The following is a 19,184-nucleotide window of genomic DNA, read 5'->3' as shown; positions in this document are numbered from 1 at the left end:
GCTTGGCGCAGACGCGATGAATCGCGTCTCTACAAATTCCCCATTCCCCATTCCCCATTCCCTTAAACATAGGTAAATTTTGAAATCTTTGACTTCTACCCAACCATCAACCCATAAACCCCACGCTGCTGTAGTCGAGGTTGAGAACTTGGTGTATGCATATTCCCGCCAAGAACCAGTATTAAAAGAAATATCTTTTACCTTGAACAAAGGCGATCGCGTAGCGTTGATGGGAGCCACCGGTTCTGGAAAAAGCACCTTGCTGGAGAACCTAATCGGCTTAAAAGAACCGCAATCTGGGAAAATTACGATTAATGGCATCCTTGTACAACCGAAAACTTTACCGCAAATACGTCGTCAAATCGGTTTTAGCTTCCAAGATGCCAACGACCAACTATTTATGCCCACCATCTTAGAAGATGTGACCTTTGGGCCACGCAACTATGGCATGTCAGCAGCAGAAGCTAGCGATCGCGCCCGCCAGTTATTAGCAGATTTCGGTCTAGAAGCTTACGCCAATCGTTCTGCCCACGAACTCTCTGGTGGACAAAGACGCCTGGCTGCCTTAGCCTCGATTTTAGCCCTAGAACCGACAATTCTGATTTTGGATGAGCCGACTAACGGCCTCGATCCGGCGTGGCGGCGTCATTTGGCACAAGTATTGTTCAGGTTACCTGTGGAGGTGATATTAATTGCCTCTCATGACTTGCATTGGTTAAGTAGAGTTACTCAACGTGCTTTAGTGCTATCTGGTGGTCGCATTGAAATAGACAGTGAGATTCAGCCACTTTTGCGAGATGGTGCTACTTTAGACCAGTTGGGTTTGCCAATAGATTGGTAATTTGGGTATGGGGTATGAGGCATGGGGCATTGAGGTAGACGAATAGAGTTCAAAGACTCATTAATGGAGTTCAAAGACTCATTAACGGACTTCAAAGACTCATTCGCTATTTCCAATCCCCCATGCCCAATGCCCAAATACCTCCTTTACTCGTAATATTGAATACTATATTCTCAGTTTTATTGCTGTTGGGGTGTTAATGTCTGTTTCACATAAATATACTGTTCTTGCTCCTGTTAGCCTGAGCATTGCTTTCTTCATTACTAGTTGCAGCGAAACTAAAATCTCCCAGTGCCAGCGACTGATTAAAGTTGTCAATGAAGGAACATCATTGATTGATAAAAATAAAGGAACGCAGGTGATAACTAGCATCCAGCTATCTAAAGATTTAGAATTTATTACTAAATCGATTCAGGAACTGAATTTAGCAGACCCCAAGCTGAAGGAATATCAAAGCGGTTTTGTCAAAATTTTTCAGAATCTTAGTCAAGCGATCGCCAAAGCCGGTAGGGCGCTGGGTGCAACAAAAACAGCAGAAGCCTCGGCAACTGGTAGAGAGAGAATTCAAAAGGCAAGAGTCGAAATTGATTCATCACTGACAGCCGCTGAAACTATCGGCAAGCAGTCAGATAAGTTAGTGAATCAGATGAATAAATATTGTAGTCAGCCTGATTGACACGGGAGCATCCCAAATTGGGATGCTCCCGTTTGCAATTGCGTGGAGTACAGAGAATTGGTAGGGGCACAACATGTTGTGCCCCTACCGTGTATCTTATTCAAATGAAAATCGCTATAGTGTACCGTTAATAGCTCCTGACTCGATTGGAGAGTTAGCGAAAAGGGCAGAAGACACAGGAACTGCTGCTACAAGCGATCGCACTTTTCGATTCATGTCATCTTCAGATAAAGAATCGAAAGTTACTTGTGTAGACAACGTTCGTGTCATTGCAGACAAAATTAGCGAATCAACTTTTAAACTGCTTAAATAATCGAGCGTTATTTGATATCGTGGCTTCGATATCAATTTGACATCTTCAAGTTTATCAAACGGCAGTAGACTACCTGCTATCAATCTAGTAATAAATTAGACTTTACAAACACCCCCTCAAACAAAGTAATTTTTATCACTCTTTTTTTGGAAATTTTCCTGATACACAGCAACTTTGTCTGTCAAAAGAAATGTTGGTGCAAGTCAAATGAAATACCAGGAGTGATATGAGTTTACTGATGGCGAGTGTGCTAGCAACAGCGCCAATATCTGCGCCCAATTTACCGGAACAGCCTGTAATTGAATCAGATAATCTGGTGCAGCAGTCAACACAAGAAAATTTATCTCAAGTAGTTCCACCTGCTGAAATTACACCGCCTGAATTTGTACATCCAGATACAAATACCTCAACAACTGTAAAAAGTAAGTACGAAAATATACTGAAAAAAAGTAGAGAAAAAATTCAATTTCTCAGTTCTTCTAACTCGCCTGAATCAAAAAATACCCAACCTCTAACAAAGGAACCTGACGAAAATTATCCCCATCCCCCAGACTCAGACAACCCAATGTCTCAAGTCAACTCAGTATCACAACTTGAAGATGTGCAACCTTCTGACTGGGCTTTTGGTGCTTTGCAGTCTTTGGTAGAACGTTATGGCTGCATTGCGGGATATGCTGATGGTACTTACTTGGGGAATCGTACTATTAGCCGTTATGAATTTGCGGCTGGTGTAAATGCTTGTTTAGAGAAGATTAACGAAGCGATGCCTGGGTTGGGCTACGCCTACGCCAATAATAAACTTAACACTGTTAACAATGAAGATTTAATCCTGCTGCAAAGGTTGCAAGGTGAATTCAAAGCAGAGTTGCAACAATTACAGCAGCGTGTCGAGGTTCTCGAAAACCAGACAAGTGAATTACAAAACAATCAGTTTTCCACAACTACCAGATTATTTGGTCAAGCTGTTTTTAGCCTTCAGGGAACCAATACCACCAACGCAGATTTGTTTCCTAGAGATGGAATACCTGAACGCCAGGGAAAAACGAATCTGACTTTCACAAGTAGCGCCCAACTAACCTTAGCAACTTCATTTACCGGGCGAGATTTACTGTTAACAGGGTTGTCTGCTGGTAATTTGGGTTCTAATGCGTCCTTAGTATCTACCAATATGGGACGGTTGGGTTTCGAGTCCAATACAGACAACAATCTAGTTATCAGTGATTTATCTTATCGATTTCTAGCCTCGAAGAACTTGGGAATTGTCGTCGGTACTGCCGGAGTTAACCCCATCAATACCTTTCGCGGTATTAGCCCATTAGAAGGTTCTAGCGACGGTGCAATTTCTCTATTTGGTCAACGTAACCCGATTTTAGGCATTGGTAACGGCACGGGTGGTATAGGTTTTGACTGGCAAATTAGCGATCGCATTAGTTTGCAAGGCGTTTATAGTGCAGAAATTCCCAGTTTTGCCGGCAATATCAACCGGGGCGGATTATTTGGTGGTAGATTTACTGCTGGCGCTCAGTTAAGTTTAGCACCCAGCGATAATATCGATATCGGTGTACATTATCTTTATTCTCACTCCCCAGATGGCTTACTGGGAACTGGTATCGGCGATGCTCAACTGATTTCGCCTTTTGCAGATGCTACAGCTTTCGATACCCAAGCAATTGGCGCTACCGTTGCTTGGCGAATTAACCCTAACTTGCAGTTGGGTGGTTGGGGTGGCTTCACTTCCTCCAAACCATTCAATCTTTCTGGAAGTGTAGAAACTACTAACTGGATGGTGTTCGCGGCTTTTCCCAATTTGCTGCGCCCTGGAAATTTAGGAGGCGTTCTTGTGGGACAACCGCCGAAAATTACTTCTAGCACTTTACCTGAGGGATTTAACTTTCCCAACTTTTCCAATGGGGGGACACCAGGCGGACGCAGTGACACATCAATTCACGTAGAACTTTTTTACCGCGCCCAACTGAGTGACAATATTGCCCTGACTCCAGGCTTATTCGTTATTTTCAACCCCGATCACAATGCTGCTAACGATACTTTGCTAGTTGGAGTATTAAGAGCAACTTTCCGGTTTTAAGTTTGTACTGATGTAAATGTAATCAAATACGCTTTTTTATTACGGAATAGTTCAGTACTGAAATGCTGCTATTACCGAATAAAAGGAAGGAAAAACCCATACGTATTTTTTCGTAGGTGATTAAAGGAGCAACTTTTTCATGAAATTAAATTCATCAACTCACACCACTTGCAAAAATCCAAAATCCGTCTTGGAAAGTTCTGATCGCCGGAAACCGGCGCTCAGACTTTCCGCAAAATCTCAAAATCCAAAATTCTATGGTGCAGTTTTTAGCAGCAGTAGTTTAGCCGCAGTCATGATTGCTTTAGGTGGAACAAGTGCTTTGGCTCAAATCACAATTCAAAGCACTGGGACATTATCAGGTACTATTCAACTTCCCAGCATTAATCCGAATTTCAATCAAAGCACCACTCGTGTTGACACAGACGACACGGGGACTTACTCGCGCAACTTGGGTACTAAAAACAATCCTAATTACGTTTCTGTATACAAGTCAGACTATGTGCAAGTCCAAACACGCTCTGATGGTAGTTTGCATTATTTTGTTGACTTTAAAGGCATTCCGATTGTCTCCTTCAACGGTGTTCTCACTTCACCTGTTCTCTCTGGCGGGGAGTTGACACCTTATAAATACCAGGGAAGATTGGCCGGAACTACATTTCAAGGAGTAGTTCAGGATGAATTTAATCTCACAAGAGGCTACTATACTGGTACTGTTACTGACCCAAAGACTGGAAACCAGTATCAAGGAACTTTTGAAGTGAGTGGATATGGTGTCAGGTATAGCGATCGCAATGGTGGTGCAACCCCCACAGTCTTTGATTTCAAGTCCGATCTCCCAGGTTCGCCAAAGGTGACATCTTTGGAAATGACTAATTCTCCCCTAGCGAGAGTGACAATCAAAGTACCTGCAACTGCAACTCTCATCACTCCCACGCCAGTAGTTGATGGTGGTAGCACACCCACTCCCACACCAGTAGTTGATGGTGGTAGCACGCCCACTCCTGCACCCGTAGTTAGTGGTGGTAGCACACCCACTCTTCCAACCATAGTTGATGGTGGTAACACAATAAATGTTACGCCAATCGTTGATGGTGGCAACACAATAAATGTTGCACCAATCGTTGATGGTGGTAACACAATAAATGTTGCGCCAATCGTTGATGGTGGTAACACAATGAATATTGCGCCAATCTTTGATGGTGGTAGCACAATGAATGTTGCGCCAATCGTTGATGGTGGAAGTGCGATCGCTTCGCCAACGACTACAAGCCACACACCTGGGGCTAATTCTCCATCGCTGTCTACTACACCTAACATGGAATTCAGTAGTGGTAATTCTCCAGCAGTCAATCAAGTAGTTGTCAACCCTGCAATCTTGGCTCAAACTGCTTGTTCAAAGGATTCAGTCAATAGCTGTACAAAACCTGTTTCACCCAAACAAGCGATCGGTCCGCGCAGTAGAGTGTTGGTGCGTTAGATATTTATACCAATTTGCACATCTTTCCGTAACTTTCATTTTGAGGGGAGTGGGGAGTAGGGAAGAAAAATTTATAACCAAAAAACCTTTCCCCACTCCACTCCCCATTCCCTATTCCCCATCCTCAGATAAATCTTTTTACAAAAAACTTTAGGGTACTTCTGGAACTCTAACACCACACAATGAAATCAATATAATAGCTAGGACAGACTAAGTATTCCAATTCAAAAAGTCCCCCTAAGCTATTCTGTAGCGTTTTGCAGGTCAGACTTCCTTTCTGTGGTAGATTTTACCCCGATGATTTTCTGGCTATACTAGTGGCTTAAGCCGATTGACTAAAATGGAATAAGGACTACGGACTAGGTAATAACATTAAAAATACTATTTCCCAATCCCCAATCCCCAATCCCCAATCCCCTTTCTTGGGATTACAGAAACTTTATCAGTCGATCGCATTAACACTACAAAGTAAATTTAGATCAATTAAACGTCTTCTGAGTTAGCACCTATGAAAGAAGAATTGATAGCCAGAGTTGTACAGGTCTTACGAATTAATATGAGTTGGATGACTTGGAATTTATTTCTGGCTTTTATACCTTTAGCTTTGAGTGTATGGCTATTTCGCATTAAGCGTGGTGGTACTTGGCTCTGGTGGCTAGGATTCTTAGTTTTCTACGCATTCTTACCGAATGCACCATATTTGTTGACCGATGTCATTCATTTGATAGATGATATCCGCACAATTCAATCCGTCTGGATGATTACTTTAGTACTAATTCCTGTGTATCTACTAGTAATTTTATCTGGATTTCAAGCTTATGTAATATCGTTAATCAATTGGGGTTACTACTTACATCGCATCGGCAAGAGTGAATGGATTTGGCGGCTTGAATTGATTACCCATGCTCTCTGTGCTGTTGGTATTTATTGGGGGCGTTTCTTACGTTTCAACAGTTGGGATTTTGTGACTCAACCCGATGCTGTATTGACCAAAGGTGTTGAGGAAATTCTTGGTAAACAGCCATTGGTAATTATCGCTATTACTTTTGTGATACTTGTGGCACTGTACTGGATTATGAAACGAGTAACTTTGGGTTTTGTTGTGCAACCCAAAAATGGATATCCTATCAAAACACAATCAGCAAATCCTAACACTCACAACGCTGGATAAGTCAAGTACCTACACCTCCCTTTCCTTTCCTAGATAACGTTTCGCAAACGGAACGCTAGCTGAATGGGTAGGTGTAGGTTTGTCGCAACAAAAATTTATTTGTTCAACCTGCGATACATTGAATCACCCACTGCCTGACATTGCTATTACATTGTTGAGGGTAGACGCTGCATCGGCTTTTCATCAGACATCGCACATCTATAAACTGAGTTTTAAACAGAAGCGATCGCTCAATTTTATCAATTCACTACCACTACATCTGTAACTTTTTCTAACTCCCTAATAAATCGGCGTATTCCAATCAACTCAGAAGTACTATTTTTTTCCATCTAAAGAAGGGTATACACGCTAGCTAATTCCGTATCAAAAGAAAGATGCAGCTTTACAAGGTCAGATTTGAAATGAATCTAGGTTGTTTAGTTTTTATTGACTGAGATCGGAGTTGAACAATATGAATCTATTATCTATTGATGAACTCAAAACTATAGCAGAAAATTCTCAATCCCCATGTATTTCTCTGTATATGCCGATGCAAAAAGCGGGGCCAGAGGTTCGACAAAACCCCATTCGGTTCAAAAATTTAATCCGTGAAGCTGAGGAACGCTTGGATGCGATGTCTAGCGACAAGCCGCAAGGCGTCTACCCAATTCGCCGTACTGAAGCCCTAAATCTTCTCCAGCCAGCGATGGAACTGGATACGAGTGAGTTCTGGGAACACCAAGACCACGGGCTAGTAATATTTATTTCTCCGCAAGTGTTTCGCTACTACCAACTGCCAATGGAGTTTCCAGAATTGGTGGTTGTGAGCGATCGCTTTCACTTGAAACCGCTGCTACATTTGCTCAATAATGACGGTAGCTTCTATGTCCTCGCCCTTAGCCAAAACGATGTCAAGTTTTTTGAGGGAACTCGCTACAGCCTCGACCAAATAGAAGTCGAAAATATGCCCAAGAGTTTAGATGAAACTCTCTTAGAAGATGAAATTCAAAAAGGGGTGCAGCACCGAATCGGCACATCTAAAAGGGGAGCTGCCAATGCTTCTTCACACCCAGGTACATTTCACGGGCAAGGAAGTCCCGACAGAGATAAGCATCAGGAAGATATTCTCCAATTTTGTTACGCTGTTGATACAGCATTACATGAAAAATTACGTGAGCAAAAAGCACCTTTAGTTTTGGCTGGGGTTGAATATCTTTTCCCGATTTATCAACAAGCAAATACTTACAATCATTTGGTGGAAGAACCCCTTACAGGTAATCCGGAATTCATCAAGCCGGAAGAATTACAAGACCAAGCTTGGCACATTGTTGAACCTTTGTTTCATCAACATCAAAAGCAAGTAATGGAACTTTATCAACAACTAGCTGGTGAAGGAACTGGTAAAGCTTCTAGTAATCTCAACGAAATAATTTCAGCTGCTTATTACCAAAGAGTTGATTATTTGTTTGTGCCAGTAGGACAGCAGATTTGGGGGAAATTTGATCCGGAAACAATGGCTGTAGATTTACACCCAAAACCAGAACCGGAAGACCAAGATTTATTAGATTTTGCTGCCATTCATACGCTTTTAAATGGTGGACAAGTGTACACTGTGGAACCAGAAAAAATGCCAAATGGTGCATCAGTAGCAGCAATTTTCAGATTTTGATTTTGTGGTTTTTTCTAGCAGGCAATCGGCAACAGGCTTGAAAGCCTGTTGATTTGAAGATTTTACAATCAGTTAATGTCTTATACCAGCCCTAAATAATTCGTGAAAAAAATCTATTGCCTATTCCCTATTCCCTATTCCCTACTCCCTACTCCCTACTCCCTTAAGCTTGACCATTTTCACAGTCTATCTTGACCACACAATTTCTCCCTTGTGCTTTTGCCTGATAGAGTCCTTGGTCAGCAGCAGCAATTAAGGTTGCGGGAGATGATTGACTATGAGGAGTGATTGTTGCTACGCCAAGACTGAGGGTAATGAATTGACTAACTTGAGAATTGAGATGAGGCAGTTGTAATGCCCTAATATTAGTCTGGATTTCTCTGGCAACTGCAATGGCTTCTTCGACATCAGTATTCGGTAAAATGACTGCAAACTCTTCTCCACCATACCGAGCAACTAAATCAGCAGGATGTTTAACTGTCTGAGAGATTGCTTTGGCAACGTGTCTGAGTGCATCATCTCCTGCGAGATGTCCGTGAGTATCGTTATAAAGTTTAAAGTAATCGACATCACATAAAATCAAAGATAGTGAGGCTTGCTCTCGTGCCAATCGTTGCCATTCGGCGTTGAAGGTGTCATCAAAGCAGCGGCGATTTGCGACTTGGGTTAGACCATCCGAAGAAGCAAGGCGCTGTAATTCTTGGTTTGCTTGTTGTAATTGGTGGTAAAGTTCTGATTGCTGAATGGCGATCGCAGCTTGGCTTGCTAGCTGCTTAAACAAATTAATCTCCGATTGCTCCCATACCCTAGTGTTAGAACATTGGTGAGCAATCAATAGTCCCCACAAACGCTTTTGCTGCAAGATAGGCACCACAAGGTTCGCCCGGATTTGCAAACTCCGCAGCAGTTCAACATGACACGGCGATAGTCCACCAGTTTCAATGTCTTCGATCGCTCTACTATTGCCTTGTTGGTAGTAATTTGCACGGGTAGATTGAAAGCATGTGTCCATCACATGAAATCCCAGAATGGACATGCACCCTTGCGCTAAAGACTCTACTGCAACTAACCCACTCCAGTCTGGCTTAAACTGATAAATCACTACTCGGTCTACATCAAACAGTTGTCTTACCTCGTCTGCCGTGGTTTGCAAAATTTCATCTAACTGCAAGGATTGGCGAATGCGCTGGGTGACAGCCGCGACAATTCGCTCGAACTGACTTTGCTGTTGGACGCGCTGCTCAATTTGCTTACGAGATGGCGATGCTACAGTTAACGTCAGCACATCAAAGTTAGGGGTTGTAGTGCTAGGCACAGCAGTTGGTCTGGCAATCAAATAGCCTTGAGCGAAGGTTGCGCCTCGTTCTCGCAGCCAGTTCAGTTCTTCAATGCACTCAATTCCTTCGGCGACGGTTTGGATATTTAACTTTTGAGTAATTTCTAGAAGCTTTTCAGTAATCGAGGCTTTATACAAGTCTTGATGCACATCTCGAATTAACTGCATATCTAACTTGATAAAATCTGGCCGTAACTGATGCAGCAAGTTCAGGCTGGAATACCCAGAACCAAGGTCATCAAGAGCAACTAAAAACCCAGTATCGCGGTAGTATTGAATCACAGCTTTGAGGTGGGCTAAATCTTGAGGATTGTCTGATTCCACGACTTCAAAGACAACCCGTTCATGTTCAATGCCTGCTCGATCAATTGCTTCTACCGTACTGCGTAGGCAATAAACAGGGTCATAAAGCGCAGTTGGTGAAAAATTGATGAAAATCCGCCCACTCACTTGATGACGGGTAAATTGCTTGATTGTGTTGAGGCGAGCAAGTCGGTCGAGTTGGGGTAAAAGTCCAGCTTCGCTTGCTAACTCCAGGATTGATTCCGGTGGTACTAAATTGCCTTGTTCATCCAACCCCCGCAACAACGATTCATATCCATAAATCTCCGATGTATCCTGAATCGAGACAATCGGTTGAAAGTGAGTGGTAAATCGTTCCCTTGCCAACATTTCCACTAACCAGTCGGACTGACTGAACTTAATAAACCGTTGCAATGAGGCAATATCACTAAAATCTTGGAGTTGAGGTTGGATAGCACCTTGAATCAAAAGGACTTGGGTCTCTCTTAATTCTCTTGGTGCAAGGAACTGAGCCAAGTTAAGGGCAATTTCTTGAGCCTGTCCAGGTTTACAGTTCAAACTCAGGCCTGGTCGCTGGTGCATCAGCTCATACTCAACGCCTAATTGCTGTAGGTATGAGGTGACTTTTGTCAGGGTATGTGAAACGGGGAACCAGAGAAAAAGTCTGCCTGCTTCCCCAGTTTGGCAGCGAATATTATAACAAGCACAAGTATTGGAGATAGGACAGCTTTGGCTCATTGGTAACTACCTTGCTCAACCCGATTGATTTTAGTGTTCCCCTCAAACTTCCTATAAAAAATGAACTACAGTTCAAGTAGATGAAGATTTGATGAGAATTAAAAAGTTGATTCCCCATTGGCACAATCAATTTGGATTAACAGAAATTATCCACCAACTGGTGATAGAAAATGATTGATTTATATTAAAGATAGGACTTACGCAAAAACTCTCTGAAACTCTTATTTCTCCGTGCCCTCTGCGTCCTCTGCGGTTCGATTTTCCGTTACGTGTGCGTAAGTCCTGAAAGAGATGAATTTCTAAAAAATCTGCTCGCTCGAACTAGCTATTAACATCATCCAGTTTTTATTTTGCAACAAAGAAGTTATCTGCTTGATTTTAGTATCTTCTGGAGATGCCCAATTTTTACAGAATGGTTTGTACTAGCGCTAACTAATAGACCTGCCTTGAAAACAGGGAGTTGGGAGTGGGGAGTGGGGAGCAGGGGAGCAGGGGAGCAGAGGAGAGTTCAATGTGTCTTGTTCTTTCCCCTCTGCCCCTCTGCACATCTGATCTCAAGCTTGTGAGAAATGCGGGGTTAGCCCAGCTTTGCCGTTCGCGGTAGCGTCTCTGAAAGAGAAGGCATCGCTAGAATATCTAAGCTGACTTATAAAAGAAGACGGGAATATATCACCTGAAGATTATTTAACTAAGTTGGCCTACTTATTACCAGCCACGACTGATTTGATACCAAGCTGTCAGAAAGTCAATTACTAACATACCGTTGAGAATTGTTGCTATTAACAAAATTAGTGATGAAAACCAATATTTTTTTAAAATTTTGATAACTGTTAATTCTAAACCAATGGGAATCGAGAGCAAACTCCAACATAAAAATATCAAATATATTGTTGTAAATTGACGAACTGGTTGGGTTAAAGATGATGTCAAAGGCTCACCAAATAATCTCATGAAAATATCTTCGTGAAAGTAGATTATTCCTAATATAAAAGTTGGTATACATAAAAACAAAAAAATTATTTCGATGCTTTTGAGTATTTTCATTGAGATGTTTTCTCTTTTAATTCACGTCGCGCTGCTGCTAAAATTAGCCGTTGTTCAGCACGTGCGATCGCCTGATATGTCCGCTCGATCGCTTCGGGTTCGACGGAAATGGAAGTTATGCCCCATTCCACTAACCGATCGATAATTTCCGGATAAAGGGCTGGTGCTTGACCGCAGATTGAACAAGGGATGCCAGCATTTTTAGCCATCTGGATGAGTTGAGCGATCGCACTCATAACTGCTGGATGACGTTCATTAAATACTTTTGCTAGCTGTCCTTGTTCTCGATCTACTCCGAGTAATAATTGGGTCAGGTCATTTGTACCAATGGAAATTCCGGCTACGCCTGCTTTGACGTATTCTGGCAATAAAAACAGTACGCTTGGCACTTCTGCCATGATCCACAATTCAAATTCTGCTACCTGGGTTAAAAGAGCTTGCTCAACTTTGTGCCGACAAAAGACGAATTCTTCCACAGTCCGAACAAAAGGTAGCAGCAAATGGATATTGCTATAGCCAGATTGCTGTACGCTTGCTAAGGCTTTCAGTTCCAACTCAAACACAATCGGATTTCGTACATAGCTGAAGGTGCCGCGTTCACCTAGCATCGATTGTGAAGAAGATTGTAAACTATCACTCAATGAAGGCAAATCTGGCGATCGCCAATCTAAAGAACGATAAAAAACTGGTCTTGGCGCAAAAGCCCGAGCAAACTGCATAATTTGGTCAGACCAACGCTCTAACAATTCTGCTTGACGCCCGCCTAAAATCCAACTATGAGGATGTTGCCCATCTAATATATTGAGTACCATCAATTCTGAACGCAACAATCCTACTCCATCCACAGGCAAGCTTTTTACCTGCTCTATCAGGCTGGACTGACTCAAATTAACCAGCAGTTTGGTAGCAATCATAGGTAGAGCAAAGGGGGATGAGGGGGATGAGGGGTATGAGGAGGATGAGGGGGATGAGGGAGATGAGGGGGTATTTACTCCTCGCTCTCCCTTATCTCCCCCATCTCCCTTATCTCCCTCATCTCTGACTTCTCCTTTGATCCGATAAACTTCTCCTCTGTCGCCATCAAGCAACAGCCGTTCGCCAGTTTGAATTAAGCTTGTAGCTGATGTTGCGTTCACTACTGCTGCTATACCTAATTCTCTGGCCAGAATTGCAGCGTGGCTGGTTAGTCCTCCTTGTTCAGTGATAATACCAGCAACTTGTTGCAATAATGGTAACCAATCAGGTGTAATTGTTGGTACTACTAAAATTACTCCTTTTGGGATTTGTTCGGGTTTTTGCTGGGAATTCATCATTACTAAAGCATTTGCCACAGTACGTCCTCCTGAGGCTGCAAGTCCCCTGATGAAGTGTGAGTGGGGAATTACAGATTTGGGAGTACTCACTTGGGTTAAATAGAGCTTGCTAGATGTGGTTGTGCTAGCGATAGTCCATTTAATGGTAAAGGTTTTACCTAGTTCAGTTATTAATTGAGTTCCCAGACCAATTATTTGTTGTACGTATTCTGGTTGTAAAGCATACTGTTTTTGTTGGGCTTCCTGAAGTACGTAAGTAATCAGACAAGTTTTCTCTGGTGTTAGGGCTGAGTCCGTCAGAAGTTGGGAAAAAGTTGTAGAGGAAGCATCATCAACATCATAAGCCAGCATTTTATTGCCGAGCTGTTGCTCCAGGATAACCCCAGTTTCATTTTGAATGTAGTAGACATCTGGCAATACTTCGCCTTGAGCGATGGCAATTCCTAATCCCCAAGCGGCTTCAATTTCCCACCCAGAGGGGTTGGCTTTTAGCAAACCACTGGCGATCGCATTTTCTACAGGTTGCACCAAAATTCCTAGATTAATTTGTTGCAGGTTAATTCCTGTGTGCTGCCAATACAATAAACTTCTGGCACGAAATATTTGACTCCAGGTACGTTTTAATGCCAGAGCGATCGCTTCCTCTTGGCAATGGCAAAATACTGACTCCAGTAACCCAGATATATTTACTGGAACTGGCGTGGTATTTGCTACTGACAAACTAGGTCGAAAAATCAAACAGTTAGTTTGCCATTCTTTTGCTGCTGTGAAAATTCTACTCACCCACTGCTGTGGCACAGTTGCAGTCAAAATTTCTTCACGCAGTCGGCCAGCCACCTGCTGAAGTTGACGCCAATTACTTACATCTAGATGTAACGAAGAGTGAGGTAAATCAGCAACTAATGACTCTGAACTGTTAAGATTTTCTAGGAATTGCCGCAAAACTTCTGCCGAAACGACAAAACCAGGCACCACCGGATAGCCACGTTGGATAATTCTGCTTAAGTAAAACGCTTTGTCACCTACTTTGGTGCGGTCTTGTAGTTTAATTTGGTCTAGCCAGTAGAGTTTTTCCACTCAATTTGTTAGTTGTCAGTTATCTATTCGTAGCCACAGCCATTCCTTATTTAAGAATGCAAACCTACATTTATTGACCAAAATAATATCTTATTGGAAAAGAATCTTCATAAAGGTCTACAATCAGGTAATGTTTGAATCCCGACTTGATTGTATTGTCTCAATTCTGAATTCTTCTTAAAAGCTATATTACCAATTAACCTAGTAAATATAATTATCCATACCAAAACTAACCTTGCCAAACACTTACTATCTTGCAACTAATGATTGGTTGAATATCAGCTTCCGGCTATGCATCGCATTGCTGATTGGAGGAATTATTGGCTTGGAACGCCAAACTAGGCGCAAACCAGCTGGGCTAAGAACTCACATGCTGGTGAGTTTGGGTTCAGCCTTATTCACCATCATACCTCTGCAAACCGCTGAGCTACAGACTAGTCCCGATGCACTCAGCCGAGTGATTCAGGGAATCGCAACCGGGGTGGGATTTCTCGGTGCTGGAGAAATTGTGCGGCAATCTTCCCAACCATCACAGCAACTTGAAATTCACGGACTGACATCAGCAGCAGCTATTTGGGTTTCGGCTAGTTTAGGAATTGCTGCTGGCTGTGGTTTATGGCAGTTAGGATTAATCGGTGGTGTCCTCACTTTTTTGGTTCTTAAGGTTTTTAAAAGCTTAGAAAAACGTGATTAATAATGAGTTAAAGGCTTTCAGGAAATACTTGATACAAAGATATAGCTAAGGGTTCCTATAATTAATTTTTAGCGCAAATTTTTAGCGATGGTATTGTCTGCGATTGTAGAGTGCTGACTACCTAGTACAGCATCGCGTAAATAGAGATACCATTAACAATCAGGGAAAAGCTGACAACACAAGCTTTTTGACTTCCGCGTTGCGGTACTAGTGCCTTGGCTAAGAGTTAAAAAACCGCCCACAAGGGGCGGGGTGCGTTAGTACTGAGTAATCTTTTCTCACTCAGGACTGATGCGCTGAATAAAACCAATCTTGACAAAATATTTTTTGATTCTACAAAATTAGAACTTTAGATTGATACATCTCAACAAATGAGTGCTTTTGTTCTGAGTTATGCCCGTGATAACTTTTTGCGTAACTTTGCAATTGGAGACTCTATAAACTGGTAGATTATATAGGCTAATCCTAAAGAAATTAATAGAGCAATTCCTGCTTGGAGAAATTTATTCGATTGGGGTAGATACAACTGCACACCGACAATTGCAGTGTAATGAACAAGGTACAGAGAGTAAGAAAGTAATCCAATAAAACGTATCCAGTTTATATTTAGTATTGCGAATAATCCCCAATTAGGAAAGCGAATAGCGGTAAAAAAGATTGGGTATAAACCAATTCCCTGTACCGTATAGCGAAAGGTTTCTTGAAAATCTGATGAGCGATATAGCAATGAAAAAAGAATCAAAATTATTCCTGCGGGTAGAAAGAAATACTTCCAGACCTTGTTAGAGTAATGTTGAGCATCAAGGATTGGATTATTATGAACTGCTAATGCACAACCGAATAGAATACCATCTACTCGGGTATCTGTTGCATAAAACGTACGTGGTGAAGGTACTCCAAAACCCAAAACCAGAATACATCGCCAAACTAAAACAGCTAAACATAATCCTAAAATGGTCAGCACTTGTTTCCTTGGGCTGACACGCAATTTACGAAAAGCTAGATAAAGCAGTGGAAAAAGAAAGTAGAAGTGTTCTTCAACAGCAAGAGACCAATATACCCAACTACCAGGAGCTACTCCTTCAACGTCAGTAAAAATTATGTAGTAGTTGGCATAGTGCAGAGTTTGAGATAAGAAGGCTGGTAAATAAATTTCTCCCCCCAGTAAGCCGAAGGCAGTTAAAGCAGTTCCGATGAATAAGACTAGATAAAATGACGGCCAAATACGCAGTAATCGTCTGAGATAAAAGAGCTTAAAATCGACAGTTTGATTGCGATCGTACTCTCTTCTGAGAAGAGTTGTGATTAGGTAGCCACTCAGAAAGAAAAATACTGTTACACCGAAGCCTCCGGGAATCTGCTTTGCTAATCCTGCATGGGATGAAAAGACCAATAGGAAAGCAAGAGTTCTGATGCCATCGAGGGATGGTATGTAAAATTTTGTATGGGGATTTTTTTCACCCGACGAAACTTGTGCATTAGCTCCGGGTAAAGGTATTGAGGATTTTTCCAAGAATCTTTACTCCTTAACGGTGGAACAAAATAGGTTGAAAAGTTGATGATATGAAAAGTCCAGTTAAGTTATTTGAAATACCGCACTTTTACAGAAGTTTTTCAATTTTTACAATTTTTATTATACAATAGAGTTAAGAATTTTTTTTGATTAAACACATTTTTCGCTTCAGCAACTTGTTTTTTCAAAACCTAAATTTTTATAAAATCTTTATAAATCAATGCTTGCATCCGTCTTTTAAGAGTTTTTATCTGTAATTAAAGTGTTTAACATCCTAAATTAGTATGTATAATTAGTTACAAAAAATTATTAAATCCTCATCTAAAACTATGTTTATAGGACTTACGCACTGTACAAAATAATTATCTTGTGTATCAAAGTAAATACGTTGTTTCAGGCTTTTATCAATCTCCCTTGATTGGGTGCGATCGCCAAAATATCATTGAAAAATCTTGCTATAAGCCTTGAAAACTATAGCTGCCATTTTGGCTTTTCTGTCAATGCGTAAGTCCTAGTTTATTGAATGCAAGTATTTTTAACAACACACGCAAGCCCCCACGCTGCCTTCATCTGAGGCTGGGGAAGGATAGGGGGTGGCGACGATTGCACACCAGACTGACATCAATTGTTAGGTGTGTATGATGTGACGACCACAATCAACACAGATATAATGCAAGTTCACTATACTTTTTGCCGTTCTTGGGGATATGACTTGATGCACACCTTGGACATTGCATAGCGATCGCTCAAATTCATACTTCAATTTAGGATTAGCCCTTTCAAGGTGGTGAAATTTGGAACGAAGATTGGTTATTTCAATCTTCAAAAAGCCCAAAATGTGAGTTGATGATTCAAGATGCTAGCACTGAAACAACGTATGTTCGTTGGTCACCTTGAAAGGGCTAGGGCGTGTTTTCAAACTATAACCACAAGAGAATGGAGGCAATCGTAATCATGGCTGTATAATTTGCAGCAAGTTTCTCATATCGGGTAGCGATGCGGCGAAACTGCTTGAGTCGATTGATAGCACGTTCAACAATATTGCGTTGACGGTAAATTTCACGGCTAAAAGAACCTCGACGTGGTTCATTTGAGAGTCGTGGGATAGTAAGACGAATACCACGACGACGTAAGTAATTACGTATTCGACGACCTGTATAGCCTTTGTCTCCAACCAATCTCAAAGGACGTAAACGCGGACGACCCCGACCAGAACGCTTGACTGCTCCTTGTTCCATCAATTGTTCTAGAAAAATTGACTCATTTCTTTGACCTGGACTAAGAATAAAAGTTATTGGTTTACCTTTCCCCTCACAGCGAATGTGTATTTTTGTACTGAAACCACCACGAGAACGACCTAATTTTTCGTGTTCATCGCCCCAATATTCCACCTGCAGCGTGCTGATGGGCGCGTATAACCGTTCCATCAACGTAATGAACTTCCCAGTCCAGCCTTCCTTCTAGATCAGCGATCGCTTGTAGCTGGGCTAAGATTTGGTTCCAAATTCCGGCTTTTTGCCAGCGATAAAACCTTGTGGCCACACTCTGCCACTTTCCATAACGTTCTGGGAGGTCTCGCCACGGTGCCCCTGTTCTCAGTATCCAGAGGATGCCATTCACAACCCTACGGTGGTCGTGATTCGGCTTACCTGTTCGTGGTTTTTCTGATGGTAGTAACGATTTTAACCTCTCCCATTGCTCGTTACTTAAGTCCCCTCGGTTGATCATGACTATACAGCGATCGCCTTTTTTCTAGGATATAACGAGTTTGAAAACACGCCCTAGTCCTACAATTATGCAACGCTCCAGATTTTCAATCAGAATGATTATAATGTTGCATGATTTCTCCAGCCTTCACAAAAAGAATTTGTGATGATTTCAACCATTGCGAATCAAAAGAACCCAAATGAGTAGTGGTAATCAGGGTTTGAAAGCGGTCTTGAATAGCATCAAGCAGTTGATTTTGGCGAGATAGATCTAGTTCGGCCAGCACATCATCAAGTAATAGCAATGGTGGCTCTTTAACGACTTCTTCAATTAATTGTAATTCTGCTAATTTTAAAGCTAGAACCAGCGTTCGTTGTTGACCTTGAGAACCATATTGACGAGCAGGTGTCTGGTTAATGGTTAACTCTACTTCGTCGCGGTGGGGACCCACAAGGGTAGTGCCTTGGTGGAGTTCGGCTACGGATCGCTGTTGAATTTTTGCTAAAAAAGCTTGCTGGACTTGTTCTGGTTGGTTATCTTCTAAAGGGATATTAGGCGCGTACTTGATTTGCAGAATTTCCGTACTACCGCTGATGCTGGTGTGCCAAGCAGTAGCGATGTCAGCCAATCGCTGTATGGCGCGATCGCGGCGTCTAATTACCCGTGTACCTGCGGTAGCTAACTGTGCATCCCACAGAGCAAGTTCTGATTGTAGAGACTTTGTATACAACGTCTCTACGTTGTTTTTTAAAAAGGCATTGCGCTGGCGTAACACATGGTTATACTGCTGCAAAATGTAAGCATAAACTGGTTCAAGTTGAATCAAAAGGGTATCTAACCAATTGCGGCGACCTTCTGGGCCGCCGCGTACTAGTTCTAAATCCAGGCTGGAAAATTGGACTGCATTGAGAACACCGAGAAAATCCATTTGACGGCGTACAGACTCGCCATTGAGAGCAACGCTACGGCGGCCATTACGGCGGAGGGTTAAAGTCAGATCGCTAGTACCTATTTGCCGCTCAAGATGAGCATTAATTTGGGCTATGGCTTCCCCTTCCCTGACTAAATCGCGATCGCGTGCCATACGGTGCGATCGCAATGTCGCCAACAACTCCACCGCCTCCAACAAATTCGACTTTCCCTGAGCGTTATTACCCACCAAAATTGTTTTGGCAGCAGTGAAATCAACCCTCTGGTCTTGGTAATTACGAAATTGTCTCAGTTGTAGAGTTTTCAGGTACATA

The 19,184-nt window shown here is 42.1% G+C and carries 14 protein-coding genes and 1 pseudogene; 7 read left to right on the top strand and 8 right to left on the bottom strand.

The features are described 5' to 3' along the window. Positions 1 to 79: 79 nt before the first annotated feature. Together IQ276_RS14285 and IQ276_RS14280 are read left to right on the top strand one after the other, a co-directional pair. Positions 80 to 841, top strand: a complete 762-nt coding sequence (locus IQ276_RS14285) for an energy-coupling factor ABC transporter ATP-binding protein (protein WP_193919641.1) — start codon at positions 80 to 82, stop codon at positions 839 to 841. 199 nt (positions 842 to 1,040) lie between these two features. Further along, the gene (locus IQ276_RS14280; RefSeq protein WP_193919643.1) at positions 1,041 to 1,517 is read left to right on the top strand and encodes a hypothetical protein; all 477 of its coding nucleotides are present in this window, start codon (positions 1,041 to 1,043) and stop codon (positions 1,515 to 1,517) included. Between the two features lie 114 nt (positions 1,518 to 1,631). On the opposite strand, the gene IQ276_RS14275 is transcribed toward IQ276_RS14280, so the two are convergent. Beyond that, positions 1,632 to 1,913 carry a glutamate-cysteine ligase family protein gene (locus tag IQ276_RS14275; RefSeq protein ID WP_190875959.1) on the bottom strand — a complete coding sequence of 94 codons (282 nt, stop codon included), beginning with the start codon at positions 1,911 to 1,913 and terminating at the stop codon, positions 1,632 to 1,634. A gap of 143 nt (positions 1,914 to 2,056) precedes the next feature. Between IQ276_RS14275 and IQ276_RS14270 the strand changes: the two genes are divergently transcribed. The 4 genes from IQ276_RS14270 (at position 2,057) to IQ276_RS14255 (ending at position 8,215) form a co-directional block, all read left to right on the top strand. Further along, positions 2,057 to 3,916, top strand: coding sequence for an iron uptake porin (locus IQ276_RS14270; RefSeq protein ID WP_193919652.1), 1,860 nt, complete (start codon positions 2,057 to 2,059; stop codon positions 3,914 to 3,916). A 139-nt stretch (positions 3,917 to 4,055) separates the two neighbouring features. After that, positions 4,056 to 5,396 carry a hypothetical protein gene (locus tag IQ276_RS14265; protein ID WP_228043257.1) on the top strand — a complete coding sequence of 447 codons (1,341 nt, stop codon included), beginning with the start codon at positions 4,056 to 4,058 and terminating at the stop codon, positions 5,394 to 5,396. 508 nt (positions 5,397 to 5,904) lie between these two features. Then, positions 5,905 to 6,567, top strand: a complete 663-nt coding sequence (locus tag IQ276_RS14260) for a DUF1361 domain-containing protein (protein WP_235115660.1) — start codon at positions 5,905 to 5,907, stop codon at positions 6,565 to 6,567. A 451-nt stretch (positions 6,568 to 7,018) separates the two neighbouring features. Next, the gene (locus IQ276_RS14255; protein ID WP_193922477.1) at positions 7,019 to 8,215 is read left to right on the top strand and encodes a baeRF7 domain-containing protein; all 1,197 of its coding nucleotides are present in this window, start codon (positions 7,019 to 7,021) and stop codon (positions 8,213 to 8,215) included. Between the two features lie 163 nt (positions 8,216 to 8,378). Here the strand turns inward: IQ276_RS14255 and IQ276_RS14250 are convergent, their stop codons facing one another. The 3 genes from IQ276_RS14250 to IQ276_RS14240 form a co-directional block, all read right to left on the bottom strand. Continuing rightward, entirely contained in the window at positions 8,379 to 10,592 is a 2,214-nt protein-coding gene (locus IQ276_RS14250) for an EAL domain-containing protein (protein ID WP_193922479.1), read from the bottom strand. A gap of 705 nt (positions 10,593 to 11,297) precedes the next feature. Beyond that, complete coding sequence (locus IQ276_RS14245; RefSeq protein WP_193925959.1) at positions 11,298 to 11,543, bottom strand: hypothetical protein; 246 nt, start codon at positions 11,541 to 11,543, stop codon at positions 11,298 to 11,300. 89 nt (positions 11,544 to 11,632) lie between these two features. Continuing rightward, positions 11,633 to 14,026: a putative PEP-binding protein gene (locus IQ276_RS14240; protein WP_235115659.1), complete on the bottom strand. Its 2,394-nt coding sequence runs from the start codon at positions 14,024 to 14,026 to the stop codon at positions 11,633 to 11,635. Positions 14,027 to 14,261: 235 nt separating this feature from the next. Between IQ276_RS14240 and IQ276_RS14235 the strand changes: the two genes are divergently transcribed. Continuing rightward, on the top strand, positions 14,262 to 14,720 hold the full coding sequence (locus IQ276_RS14235; protein ID WP_193914123.1) for an MgtC/SapB family protein: 459 nt from the start codon (positions 14,262 to 14,264) through the stop codon (positions 14,718 to 14,720). 391 nt (positions 14,721 to 15,111) lie between these two features. Here IQ276_RS14235 and IQ276_RS14230 read toward each other — a convergent pair whose 3' ends face one another. From IQ276_RS14230 to recF, 4 genes and pseudogenes are all read right to left on the bottom strand, one after another. Next, positions 15,112 to 16,233 (bottom strand): acyltransferase family protein, encoded by a 1,122-nt coding sequence (locus IQ276_RS14230; RefSeq protein ID WP_193914124.1) that lies wholly within the window; start codon positions 16,231 to 16,233, stop codon positions 15,112 to 15,114. 656 nt (positions 16,234 to 16,889) lie between these two features. Continuing rightward, positions 16,890 to 16,970 (bottom strand): IS1/IS1595 family N-terminal zinc-binding domain-containing protein, encoded by an 81-nt coding sequence (locus tag IQ276_RS41270; RefSeq protein WP_444880227.1) that lies wholly within the window; start codon positions 16,968 to 16,970, stop codon positions 16,890 to 16,892. 183 nt (positions 16,971 to 17,153) lie between these two features. Next, a pseudogene (locus IQ276_RS14225) lies at positions 17,154 to 17,958 on the bottom strand (IS5 family transposase). Positions 17,959 to 18,046: 88 nt separating this feature from the next. Further along, a complete protein-coding gene (recF, locus tag IQ276_RS14220; protein ID WP_193914125.1) occupies positions 18,047 to 19,183 on the bottom strand; it encodes a DNA replication/repair protein RecF in 1,137 nt (378 codons plus the stop codon). Position 19,184 lies beyond the last annotated feature (1 nt).

Source organism: Desmonostoc muscorum LEGE 12446 (genome assembly GCF_015207005.2).
Taxonomy (GTDB): Bacteria; Cyanobacteriota; Cyanobacteriia; order Cyanobacteriales; family Nostocaceae; genus Nostoc; species Nostoc muscorum.
Note: the sequence above shows the minus strand (reverse complement) of the source record. Positions and strands in the feature narration are given on the sequence as shown.